The sequence below is a fragment of the Sphingobium sp. genome (assembly GCF_035511395.1).
Classification (GTDB): domain Bacteria; phylum Pseudomonadota; class Alphaproteobacteria; order Sphingomonadales; family Sphingomonadaceae; genus Sphingobium.
The window spans coordinates 1-12,321 of the sequence record NZ_DATKFP010000276.1; the positions used below are offsets into that span (position 1 = coordinate 1).

General features: G+C 63.6%; 10 protein-coding genes. All 10 read right to left on the reverse strand.

What is annotated here, in order from left to right; translation table 11 throughout:
- Positions 1–390: 390 nt before the first annotated feature.
- The 10 genes from VMR39_RS19105 to VMR39_RS19150 all read right to left on the reverse strand — a co-directional run bounded on the left by VMR39_RS19105 (position 391) and on the right by VMR39_RS19150 (position 12,129).
- Entirely contained in the window at positions 391–2,655 is a 2,265-nt protein-coding gene (locus tag VMR39_RS19105) for an FdhF/YdeP family oxidoreductase (protein WP_325418015.1), read from the reverse strand.
- A gap of 12 nt (positions 2,656–2,667) precedes the next feature.
- Positions 2,668–3,750 (reverse strand): catalase family protein, encoded by a 1,083-nt coding sequence (locus VMR39_RS19110; RefSeq protein WP_325418017.1) that lies wholly within the window; start codon positions 3,748–3,750, stop codon positions 2,668–2,670.
- Positions 3,751–4,071: 321 nt separating this feature from the next.
- Positions 4,072–4,875, reverse strand: a complete 804-nt coding sequence (locus VMR39_RS19115; protein WP_325418019.1) for an SDR family NAD(P)-dependent oxidoreductase — start codon at positions 4,873–4,875, stop codon at positions 4,072–4,074.
- A gap of 10 nt (positions 4,876–4,885) precedes the next feature.
- Positions 4,886–6,085, reverse strand: coding sequence for a zinc-dependent alcohol dehydrogenase (locus VMR39_RS19120; RefSeq protein WP_325418021.1), 1,200 nt, complete (start codon positions 6,083–6,085; stop codon positions 4,886–4,888).
- Positions 6,085–6,660, reverse strand: coding sequence for an SRPBCC family protein (locus tag VMR39_RS19125; RefSeq protein ID WP_325418023.1), 576 nt, complete (start codon positions 6,658–6,660; stop codon positions 6,085–6,087). The genes VMR39_RS19120 and VMR39_RS19125 overlap by 1 nt, the downstream gene beginning before the upstream one ends.
- Positions 6,661–6,800: 140 nt before the next feature.
- Positions 6,801–9,974 (reverse strand): TRCF domain-containing protein, encoded by a 3,174-nt coding sequence (locus tag VMR39_RS19130; protein ID WP_325418025.1) that lies wholly within the window; start codon positions 9,972–9,974, stop codon positions 6,801–6,803.
- A 206-nt stretch (positions 9,975–10,180) separates the two neighbouring features.
- Positions 10,181–10,360, reverse strand: a complete 180-nt coding sequence (locus VMR39_RS19135; RefSeq protein WP_325418027.1) for a hypothetical protein — start codon at positions 10,358–10,360, stop codon at positions 10,181–10,183.
- 137 nt (positions 10,361–10,497) lie between these two features.
- A complete protein-coding gene (locus VMR39_RS19140; protein WP_325418029.1) occupies positions 10,498–10,794 on the reverse strand; it encodes a UvrB/UvrC motif-containing protein in 297 nt (98 codons plus the stop codon).
- Complete coding sequence (locus tag VMR39_RS19145; RefSeq protein ID WP_325418031.1) at positions 10,794–11,639, reverse strand: oxygenase MpaB family protein; 846 nt, start codon at positions 11,637–11,639, stop codon at positions 10,794–10,796. Before VMR39_RS19145 ends, VMR39_RS19140 begins: the two co-directional genes overlap by 1 nt.
- A 94-nt stretch (positions 11,640–11,733) precedes the next feature.
- Positions 11,734–12,129: a hypothetical protein gene (locus VMR39_RS19150; protein WP_325418032.1), complete on the reverse strand. Its 396-nt coding sequence runs from the start codon at positions 12,127–12,129 to the stop codon at positions 11,734–11,736.
- Between the last annotated feature and the right edge of the window lie 192 nt (positions 12,130–12,321).

Consider the following 12,321-nt stretch of genomic DNA (forward strand, 5'->3'; position numbering starts at 1 on the left):
TGTCGCTCGTACAGCCCTGCCCGGCAGTGATGGATGAGAGCGAATCCCGTCGTTTGATTTTGCGATGGCCAAGTCCGGATGGTCTTGGATCGGGATCAATTCTCAAGGGTACAAAAACAGCTCTGCCGCCGCGCTTGGTGACGTTGTCCCCGATGCGGCCATGCTGCGATGCAAATTCTTGGCTGAGGCCTCTTCACTCATCTGCTCCACCTGCCATTACGCCGGTCTTGACCTCCACTAAGAGGCATCACCAGAATTCCGTTCTGCCGCTTCCGAAGAGGCCCGCGCTGCATGGGCAGCGCGGGCCAGTCAAAGCAGGGGCGCTATGGCCCTTCGGGCGCACGGAGGGTATAGCTCGATTCTTGCAACATTCGCAGCGCGTGCGCGCGATCAATCTGGTCGGATCCGGACGGGAACGCCTTTCGCCGCAGGGGTCTTCGACAGGCGATCGTGATGACCCAGCGGGACGAGCGGGTTGAGCTCCGGAAAGTAACCGGCCAGGCAGCCGCGGGGAAGATCGTAGGGTGTCACCGCGAGTCCTCGCACCACGCGCTCGATGCCGTCTTCGCTGTCAGTCACGAGCTGTACCGCGTCGCCTTCCGTCAGATCTGCCTCCACCATGTCGAGGGGGTTCATGAGCACAATCATGCGCGAGCCTTCAAGGCCGCGCAGGCGGTCAGAATGGCCGTAGACAGTGGTATTGAACTGATCGTTCGAGCGCAGCGTCATCAGCGTGTAGCGGCCCGCGGCGTCCTCAATGGCGTTGGCGCTCAGCGTGTCGGGTACGGTGAACTCGGCCCTGCCACTTTGGGTCTTCCACACCCGCTCGTGCGCCGGATTGCCGCGATAGAATCCCCCGGGTGTGTGCATCCTCTCGCTCATGTCTTGGAATTCGTCCGGGTAGGTGCGGGCAATGAGATCGCGGACCTTGCCGTAGTTGTTGGTCCATTCTTCCCAGCGCCATTGCGGATGAGGCCGGAGAGTGGCCTTGGCGATGGCAGCGACGATGGCGAGTTCCGATTTCAGGGCGGGGCTGGCCGGCTCGCGCCGGCCGACTGAGCCGTAGATGTGGCTGAAGCTGTCCTCAATGGTGACGGTCTGTGGGCCTGTGGCCTGAATGTCCTCTTCCGCGCGAACGAGACAAGGGAGGATATAGGCATCCTTGCCCGGCAGCAGGTGCGTCCGATTGAGGCGGGTTGCGACATGAACGGTTAGTTGCAAGTCGCGCCATGCGGGATGAATGCGGGACTGGTCCGGGACCGCGCGTGCCAGGTTGCCACCAAGCCCGATGAAACCCTTCGCGCTGCCATCGAGCACCGCTTCGAGAAACTCAACCGTGGTGTGTCCTTTCTCAGTAGGTGGCTCGAAACCGAAGATCTCGCGCAGCTTATCCAGCGGCACGAGTTCCGGTTTTTCAGAGATTCCCACGGTACGCTGACCCTGCACATTGGAGTGGCCGCGAATGGGCTGACACCCCGCTCCCTGCCGGCCAATGTTGCCGCGAAGGAGCAGCAGGTTCACCAGCATGCCGATCGCCTGCGAACCATGGACCTGCTGCGTCAGACCCATGCCATAGATGCCGATGACATTCTTCGCCTCGACATAGACATCACCCGCCGCCTCCAGTTCGGCGCGGGTGACACCGCTGACGCACTCTATCCTTTGCCAGTCGGTCGCCATCAGCTCGGCGATGAAGTCGGCCTCGCCCTTGCAGTGTTCGTTCAGAAACGCACGGTCAAGCACATTGCCCTCGCACGTTTCGCGCTCGAGAATTCGTTTGCACACACCCATGAGGGCGGCGATGTCGCCGCCAGGACGCACTTGCAGGAATTGGTGGGCGATCTTGGTCGGCTTGCCCAGCGTCATCTGCCAGGGATTTTGCGGATCGACGAATTCCAGCAGCCCCTTTTCGCGCAAGGGGTTGAACGCGATGATCTTGCATCCGCGCTCGACTGCGGCCTTGAGCGGATGAAGGATGCGCGGGCTGTTGGTTCCGGGGTTTTGCCCAAGATAAAAGATCGCGTCGCAGTGCGACAGATCATCGAACGTGCAAGTTCCAACCGGCGAGCCAATGACTTTCTTGAGAGCCACCGACGTCGTCTCGTGGCACATATTGGAACTGTCGGGCAGGTTGTTGTGCCCATACATGCGCGCGAAGACGCCGTAGAGATACGATGGCTCCAGAGCCGCCTTGCCCGAAGCGTAGAATGTGACTGACTTCGGCTCCAGGTGTTGAAGCGTCCTGCCGATCGCCGCGAAGGCCTCGTCCCACGAAACGGGCACGTAGCGGTCGGTGTCGGCCTCATAACGCATGGGTTCGGTCAGGCGGCCGGCCATCTCGAGATCGTGGTCGGCCCATGCTCCCAGCTCGGTCACGGTATGAGCTGCGAAAAACGCAGGTGTGCATCGTTCCGAGGTGAGGTCCCAGACAGTTGCCTTGGCGCCGTTCTCGCAGAATTCCGCAACGTGGGGCTGGGGCGGCTTGGCCCAGGCGCAGGAGGTGCACATGTAGCCGTCCGGCTTGTTCTGCTCTGCCAGCGTGCGAAGCGCCGCGGGTGAGGCCTTCGCCTTGCGTTCCGCGCCCGCCATGCCCTTCAGTGAACCCCAACCGCCAGTAGAGCCGTCATAGCTCTTCGGTGTCACAGGATCGTCCATGCCGGTGCGCCTTCAGGTCGTGGGTTCGCGCATGGGGCAGCCATTGGCCGCTGCCCGAAAATCGGCGGAGTGCTGGTAGGCGTCGCGTCGCGCACGGTTGATGCCTCCCAGCGGTCGGTGCGCTGCAAGGCCCGTCCAGACGGAGAAGCGCATATCCTCATCGACCGCGCGGACTCGATCGGCGTCCCAGCTGTCCTGACGCGGCACGCGCAGGCGGGCGACCTCGACAAAAGGCGCGTGATCCTCCTTCCACTCCACCGAGGCATCCTCGATGGGCTGGCGATCGGCGTCCCGGCGCAATTGCACCTCGAAAGCCCATTCCGCATCGATACCTGCCATCTCCTGCTGCACCCGCTCGCGGATGGCGTCAGGATGTCCCTTGGTCCGGATTTTCGCGCCGGTCAGCTCGGTGAGTGCGGAGCTGACCGGCCGGAGGCGGAATTTGGCCACATACTCGCCATAGCGAAACGGCGTGACACTGAAGTAGGTCTCGCCCAGCGGATCCACCTGCGGCGCGCCGCCGAGCCCCGCGAGGGCGGTGCTTTCCATTCCGACCGCGCCAAGCGCAGCGTTGACCACTTGCAATACCTTGGATGCCGCAACCTTGGCGCCTTCGGCACGGTCGGTGGTCTTGGCGAGCAGCTTGAGGTTTCCGGCAAACTTCTTCGCATCGGGTGCGGTGAAGATCGGGCCATTGACCATGATGAAATCCTGCGTCGACCCTTGTGCACCCGGCAGCCGCTCACCCTCAACGTCAAGCACCTTGAGCGCCAAACCGCGCGGCAGTGCGACGGCATCGTCGAGAATGTCACCGGGATTGGTTGAAATGCGCAAATAGGCGCGATGGCTGCTGGGCGCCGCAAAGAGGCCCTGCACCAGTTCGGGCGGAAGTACGTCGGCAACGGTGAAGATACCTTCGAGGATCCCGTGCGCCTTGGCGTGAACCGCGCGCACCGCGCGGCCATAATCCTCGTGCGTGGTCTGCAGGATCTCGTCGAACGAGGCGTTGATCGCGGCCAGTGTCTCCCCCTCGTCATCCTGTAGCGTCTCGATCTCGGGGGAATACGGCAGCGGTGGAGGAAGCGTCATGGGCATGCTCCTAATGCGAGGCTTGCGGCAATCGCGCAGCCTGGTGTCTGGAAGAATAACCAGCTGAGCCCGCTTAAGTGCCTGAGCTTCGAGAAACTCTTGCGTGACCCGGCAGTGCTGGACGGGGCATTCGGCCCCGCAGCATCCGCCATAGCGACCTGATTCAGGGGCATAGCATGGTTGGGGCCGCCGCCGTGGTCCGGTCTATTATAGTCGAGCGATTGGCAGAGAAAGATTCTCCGATAGCGGACGGCCGGCAAAAATCTGCTCTATCTTGCCGTGCATGCTTCTTTCGTTCGGCTCGTAATGTCGCAGGCCTGTATTTCCCTATCCCGGTTTGCGACCGTTACCCTGGGCCGTTCCTGGCTCTGCCATCTTGCGATGCTGTTCTGCAAGCATTGCGGCTGGGGTCACGTGCGCTACTGCCGCCTGGATCTTGTTTTTCCATCCTGAGACGATGTGCGCGTCGCCCTTCATCATCGCGTTCCAACCGTCGCGGGCGACGACGACAGGATCGCTCTTGCTCTCCGATGCGCCGACGCTGGTATCGAGCATGTCGGCACGGTCGAAGAACTCGGTTTCGACCGGGCCTGGCATCAGCGTGGTGACTGTCACGCCTTTTGCTTCCTTGATCTCGTTGCGCAGCGCATCGGCGAAGCTGTCCACGAACGCCTTGGTGCCGTTGTAGACCGCCTGGAAGCTCCCGGGGATGAAGCCGGCAATGGACCCGGTGATCAGCACCTTGCCACCGTCGCGCGCGACCATTCCCTTGAGAACCCGCTGCAGCAGGTAAAGGGTGCCGGTGATATTGGTATCGACCACGCGGCGCCAGTCGGCGACATTCTGGTCGAGGAAACCGTGCCCCAACCCACGTCCCGCGTTGGCGCAGAGCAGATCGATGCGGCGGCCAGCGGTGGCGGCCAACAGAGTGTCGACGCCATCGAGGGTCGACAGGTCCACCTGCACGGCATCTACCGAAACGCCGTGCAGGCGCAAATCCCTCGCGGCCGCATCAATCAGTTCTTCATCGGCGGCCACCAGTAGATCGTAGCCGCTTTTAGCGGCGATGCTCGCCAGTTCAAAGCCGATGCCGGTGGAGGCACCGGTCACGATCGCGTATTTGTCAGCCATCGCGTTTGTCCTACTCTGCCGCAACCGCGGTGTCGGTGAAGCCGGGCTTGAGCACGACCTTGGTGACTTCGTTCTGGTTGTCATGGAACATCTTGTAGCCCTTGGGCGCGTCCTCCAGGTTCATGCGGTGCGAGATCAGGAAAGTCGTGTCGATCTTGCCCTCGAGGATCGCGTTAAGGAGCCCGGGCATGTAGTGCTGCACGCTCGTCTGCCCCGTCTTCAGCGTCAGCCCCTTTTCCATGAAGGCGCCAAGCGGGAACTTGTCGACGATGCCGCCATAGACCGCGGGCATCGAGACCCGGCCACCCTTGCGGCAGGCGACGATGGCCTGGCGGATCGAATGGATGCGGTCAGTGCCCAGCATCAGCGAGGCCTTGATCTGGTCGACGACATTGTCGACGAAGAAGCCGTGGGCCTCCAAACCGACCGCGTCGATGACCGCGTCGGGCCCGATGCCGCCGGTCATCTCGATCAGTGCCTCGTACGTTTTCGTCTCCTCGAAGTTGATCGTCTCGGCCCCGAACCCGCGCGCCAGCTCAAGTCGGCGGGGGAAATGGTCGATGGCGATGACACGGGCGGCGCCCATCAGGAAGGCGGACTGCACCGCAAACAGGCCGACCGGTCCACATCCCCACACGGCGACGGTATCTCCCGGCTCGATATCCGCGTTTTCAGCGGCTTGCCAGCCTGTCGGCAAGATGTCCGAGAGGAACAGCACCGCGTCATCGTCCAGGCCGTCCGGTACGACGATCGGGCCGACATCGGAGAATGGCACCCGGACATATTCCGCCTGGCCCCCGGCGTAACCGCCGGTCAGGTGGCTGTAGCCAAACAGCCCTGACATCGGCTGGCCGTAAAGCTCCATGCCGATGTCCTGGTTGTCGGCCGGGTTGCCGTTATCGCAGGCGGAGTACTGGTGTTTGCCGCAATGGTAGCAGCTGCCGCAGGCGATGGTGAAGGGGACAACGACGCGCTGCCCCTTCACCAGCGTCGATCCAGGGCCCGTCTCCACAACCTCCCCCATGAACTCGTGGCCGAGGATGTCGCCGGCCTTCATCGTGGGGATATAGCCATCGTATAGGTGCAGGTCGGAGCCGCAGATGGCCGTCGAGGTAATCTTGATGATCGCATCGCGCGGGTTGAGGATTTCGGGGTCGTCGACGGTGTCGACGCGAACGTCATGCTTGCCGTGCCAGGTGAGTGCGCGCATCAGACTTTCTCCTCTTCGAGCTGCGCGCGGGTGCGCGACGAGGTGGCGACTTCGCCGGTCTCCATCAGCTGCTTGAACCGCCGAAGGTCGCGCCGCGCCTGGATGGCGGGTTCGCGCTGGAACATCTTGGCGATGAGCTTACCCACCACACCTGCCGGCGGCTCGTAGACGATCGTCGCGGTTACGATGGTGCCACGGTCTGCGGCGTCACGGAACTCGATGCGACCACTGTTGGGCACGTCCGCGTCCGCAGTCGAGGCCCAGGCGATCAGCTCGCCTTCCCGCTCCTCGATGACGAGCGCATCCCATTCGACGGTCTTGCCCCCGGGCGCCTTGACGATCCAATGCGAGCGGGTCGCCGAGAGCACGTCGACCTGCACGACGTTGTCCATGAATGTTGGCAACCTCGTGAAGTCGCGCCAGTAAGCGTAAAGCTCCCCGCGGGGCCGGTTGATCGTCACAGTCCTCCCGATCAGGGTGTCACCTCGCGTTTGCGGAAGCGTCTGCACTGCGGCATCATGCGTCGCACGCGATTTGGATGTGGTGGGCGGGGCGTCGTCGTTCGCGGTTGCCATTCCTGCTCTCCATCTGTTCGGGTATGCCGCCGGTCCGCTGGACAGACCGCTTTCCGGAATGAAACGATCGCAAGGCGCATAAAGACCCCGGAAAAGCTTGAGATAATCTCGCCGGGGCAACGTCCTGGCGCAAGGCGCGGTCAGGTTGCGAGCGTATCCAGAAGACAACCGATCCGGGCGATGCGCTCGTCGTCGGTCGCAAGGGGCTGTGAGAAGATCCATCGTCCGTTCTTTTCGACAAATCCCGCGGTCGCGACATCGATCGTGCAGTCGGGGCGCAGCGTGAATGCCATCGCCGCAGGGCCCGCATCGATGCGCGCGATCCGCAACGCCCGCGCGGTCATGCGGATGCGGGCACGGGCCAGCAGCTTAGCCACCTCCGCAGGCATCGCTCCGAAGCGATCCGACAGTTCGTCCTCGAAAGCATCGAGAGCGTTGTCGGTCTCGATCCGCGCCAGCCGTACATAGAGAGACAGCCGCACGTCAGCCTCGGGAATCCAGCTTTCGGGCAGGGCGCCCGTCGTGCCGAAGTTGAGTTCAGGGTTCCATCGCTCGAAATCCTCTCCACGCGCGGTCTTGAGCGCGATACGCAGCAGATGCTGGTAAAGATCAGCGCCGATCAGCTTCATGTGTCCAGCCTGATCCTCGCCCACGATGTCGCCCGCACCGCGCATGTCGAGGTCCTGGCCGCTGATCGCGAAGCCAGCGCCAAGCCGGTCGAACGTCGCGAGGGTGCGCAGCCGCTTGAGCGTGCGCGGACCGATCGCATCTTCGCTTTCGATAAGCAATATGACTTGCCCGCGCCGGTTGCCGCGCCCGACACGGCCGCGCAGTTGGTGCAACTGTGCGAGCCCGAAGCGATCGGCACGCCAGACGATCATCGTGTTAGCGCGTGGGACGTCCAGGCCCGCTTCGATGATATTGGTCGCTAGCAGGATATCCCCCCGGCCAGCGCCGAAGCCGACCATCACATCGTCGATTTCGCTGGGCGACATCTTCCCGTGTGCTTGGACCAGAGTCAGGTCGGGGGCCGCGCGTCGTATCTTTTCGGCGACTTTCGCCATGTCCTCAATACGCGGGACGACAACGAAGCTTTGGCCTCCCCGCGTCTTTTCGCGAATGAGCGCAGTGCGGATCAGAACATCGTCGTACTGGCCGATGCTCGTGCGGATAGGCTGGCGCCGGGCCGGAGGCGTAGCAATGACCGACATCTGCTGCAGGCCGACCAACGCCGCCTGCAACGTGCGCGGGATCGGCGTCGCGCTGAGGCTCAGAACATGTACCGTCCCCATGCTGCGCAGACGGGCCTTGTCGGCGGCGCCGAAGCGTTGCTCTTCGTCAATCACCACCAGACCCAACCTGGCGTAGTTCACGCTCTTGGCCATCACCGCGCCGGTACCCACGACTATGCTGATCGAGCCAGCGGCAAGGCCTGCCTTCGCAGCCTTTCTTTCAGCAGCGGTACTCAGCCGTGACAGGTGGGCGACCTCGATCTTCGTACCCTCGAAGCGGCGGCGGAACGTTTCGAGGTGCTGCCGCACGAGCACGGTGGTCGGTGCGGCTACAACGACCTGGAAGCCCGCCAGCGCCGCCAGCGCGGCAGCCCGCAATGCGACTTCGGTCTTGCCATAGCCAACGTCGCCGATGACCAGCCGGTCCATCGGTCGGCCACGCGCCAGATCGTCTCTGACAGCTGCGATGGCCCGGGTTTGGTCTGCTGTCTCGTTGAAGGGGAAGCTGCCGGCGAAACGTTCGTAGGCGGCAGGATCGGGTTCCATGACCGGCGCCGTCAGCATCTCGCGCTCGCGGGCTAGCTTCGTGAGGGCCGTTGCGGTCTCCGCGATTGCGCCGCTGATCGCCGCCCGGCGCTTGTTCCAGGATGAACCATCCAGCTTGTCGAGGGACACAGCATCGCCGTCGGCGCCGTATCGCCAGATCCGGTTGGCCTCGTCGATGGCGACCAGGCGCCGGCCCCCGCCCGCGTACTCGAGTACGATTCTTTCGATCGCTGGCTGGCCGCCACTCTCGCCGCCGGTCGGCGAGGACTCCAGCCCTCGCACGCGCCCGATGCCGTGGTCCTCGTGGATCACCACGTCGCCGCTGCGCATCTCGCTGCCGACGTGCCAGGGGTTTGCACCCGTCGATCCGCCTTCGGCCATCAGCGCGCGACTGCCCATCAGGTCGGCCGCCGCGACCAGGACAATGCGCTCGTCGACGTAGCCGGCATCGACCGGAGCCGTCAGGCTTCCGCCGCAGCCGGGGGGCAATTCCTGCAACGCCGAGCATCCGTCGAGTTCCGCGATTTCCAGCAACAGGCGCCGGGCGACCTTGCCGCGAAGGAAGCGCAGGTCTCGGGGACTGCCTGCCAGTACGAACGCGCGTCCCGCAGCAAGGAGCGGCTTTACGAAGCGCACCAAGGCGGCAAGCGGCAAGCGCTCGTTGGCAAAGCGCGGCACCGGCGTGAAATCCGCGTCGAACAGAGGCGGCACCCATGCCTTGCAGGCTCTCTTCCAAGCAGCATCCTCTATCGCATCCAGGTGATGGGACGCGCCGCCAGCGGCGACACGGGCAAGCTGAATGAAACGCCTCCGGCGATGGTCGGCCTTTTCGGAAAAGGCAAGTGTCCCTGGGGTCAGGTGGGCAAGGATGCACGTCGGCTCGCCGATGTGCGGCTCGGCGGCGCGACCGATCTCCAGGCCTTCCAGATCGTCGGTCGTGAGCTGGGTCACTGGGTCGTATGATCGGATCGTGGCAATCCTGCCTGCCGCCAGCTCGATGCGTGCCGGGCCGCTGGCATCGGCGGGAAAGATATCTATGACCTCGCCGCGAACCGCCATTTCGCCCGGCTCGTCGACCCGGTCGTCGGCGAGATACCCAAGCTCTTCAAGTTTTATCGCGAAAGATCGGGTGTCGGCCTCGTCGCCGACGCACAAGGTGGGCGGTGCACTGTCGAACGCGTCCGGCGCAGGATAGCGCCGTGCCGCAGCTTCCCCGCTTAGGATGCAGGCGACGTGCGAATTTCGCGCCAGTCGAAGGGCCCGTAAAGCGGACGCACGACGTCCCGCGTTCGCCGGCGTCGCGGGAGCAGCTTCCCCTGGAAGCGCATCGCTGGATGGCACGTGTACGACTTGCCCCTGCGGCGACAGTGCCCTTACAGCCTCGGCCAGGGCTTCGGCCTGCTGCTCGTCGTCGGTCAGGAATGCGATGGAGCAGTGCCTAAGGGTTTGCGCAATGCGAACCGCAGTGAAGGCCAGATTCACGTGACACTCTTGACGCAATCGCGCCGGTTGCCCGTTGTTGGGACCCTTGTCCATTCACGTGGCCCAACTCGCCTGGAGGTGACAGTCAGAACGCCGCTCCTTGCCTGTAGCGCAGGCCGTCTGCGCCGTGCAGCGGCTTTTGCTAGCTTCACAACGCATGGACAAAGGGAAAGAAAACCGCCCGCCGACTATATCTGATTGATCTGTGTTGATGAGCGCATCGTCGTCACCCGACGGCTGGGTCGGGTGACGCCGTTTCGTCAGGCTCCCTTCGCGCGCTGGTCCTCGGGAAAGTCTTCGGGAATGACGGTACTTTCCGAAGGTCGGTCTTTCAGTTTCTCCGGCTTCTGGCCACTTTCGTTCTGCTTGTGCGGATCGAAAGAGTCCGGACGCGCGTCGCCCATAGGGCCGCGAGGGGTTTCCGGATCGCTTTTGGACATACTTATCTCCTTCGGGTCGAGGGGACGTCAGGAACGGGTAGTCCGTCCTGGGTGTCGATAAAGAAAGACCGCAGCACGCAGGCGCGTTCCCGGGGGAGAAAACATAACAGACCTCTTATGCCAGGGCCGCGAATAGATCAGTCCCGGCTCTGCCGACCTCGCCGGCGCCCTTTTGTCATCGGGTCGGGCTTGTTTGGCGGTTTCCATCCGGAAGGCGGCTTCACGTGCTGCCGGCCCGTGCCTAACCCCATCGCGCCCGGTCGCTGACGTACGAGGCCGGAAGGATCGAAGTCTTGCGCCGGCTCTCCGACCGACATACCGCGTAGCAGGCTGATCTTGTCGCGTAGTTTCGCCGCCTTCTCGAAATCTCCTTTCGCTGCGGCGTCATGCATCGCGCGCTGCAAATCCGGTAGCTGCTCCTCGTGGCGTGCCATCACCTGAATGCCCAGCGCAGCGCCTGTGCGACGCCGAGCGTGCCCGCTCGCACCAGCGGCGTTCGAAGCGGCGAGGAAGACAGGCCGTGCATGGCGAGTGCCCAGCGTGGCAGCAGATCGACGCCGGCTTGGCCGGCGAGCCTGCCCGGTACCGCGGCGAGCCGGTTCGTTGCTACCGGGTGGAGGATCAGCCGGGCAACCTCGGCGGTCCGCGCATCCGCCCTCAATGCCGGACGCATTCCGGCTATCAGACGATCCGCCTCAGAACGTGTGCGCGGCAGGGGCTCGGCTCCCAGCGCCCCGCCGATCGAGGCCATTTCGGCGAAATACTGATCCTGATCCGCGTGCGACATCCATGGCTCGCCATAGCGGATCCAGCCATCGAGGAAGCTTCGGGTCTCCGTGACATGTACCCAGGCCAGGAGCGTGGGGTCATTCGCGTTGTACTCGGTGCCATCGGGCAAGTGGCCTCTGACGCCATCGTGGACCGCGCGGACCCGCCTGATCATGGCCTTGCCCTCGGACTGGTCGGCATAAGTGGTGGTGGCGATGAAGCGGGCGGTGCGGCGTAGCCTGCCGCGCATATCGGTACGGAAGTTTGAATGGTCCCACACGCCGGCCAGAACCCCGGGATGCAGCATCTGCAGCAGGAGGCTGGCAATACCGCCCGCCATCATCGAGGCGACGTCGCCGTGGACCCGCCAGGCGACCGACGTCGGCGCGAGCAGGGCGTTCCGGCTTCTGACGATCGGCGCCTCTCCTCGTCCGCTGTCGTTGAACATGGCGACGACCTGTTGACGGATAACCCGTTTGACTGGGTTGGACGTGCCATTACCTTCGCTCATACCCCGTCCAACGTGCCACCGTCGCAATCGCTCCAGGAAATGCGCGGGTGATTAGCGTGCGCCTGAAGTGCTCATGCTCGCGGGGCCGGGCGGCTTAACCTCTCCGGGTCGTTCGAAGCGCTTGCAACAATCCGCACTTATCTTCTTGCAGGCGAGCGTATCCGACACCTCGCGATGATAGGAAACCAGAATGAGCGGCTTCATCGCCGGACAGCAGCGGCGATACCGCCACGCCGCAGGAGGAGGAGGAGGAGGAGGAGGACGGAAATGACAGCAAAACCGTCGACTCGCCGATTGACCCGTAGCCGGCGACGCCGAGCAGTTCCGGTGCTCGATCCTGGACCAACCCTGCCTTGGCATCGTCCAGCTTTACGAGCACGACGTCATGTGCGTCCTGGATACCGCGCAGGCGGCTGGAGTAGATCTGTTTGGAGCCGTACCCTTCGCTGAAACGGGAGCGCCATCCTGGCTGATCGAGGCGATAGTGCATCTGTGCGCTGGCGACGTCATGCCGTTCGGGCCGCGTACCAAGCGGCGTAGGGCGTGCTTCTCGCCATATGGCGATTGAGATCGGGGGTTCCGTCATCCCACCATACCGCTCCCCGTTCCCCCAGCGCACGCTTGGCCACGTCGACCGCCGCGTGCGCCTGATCTTCGGCTGCCTCGTCCTTTGAGCGCCGCG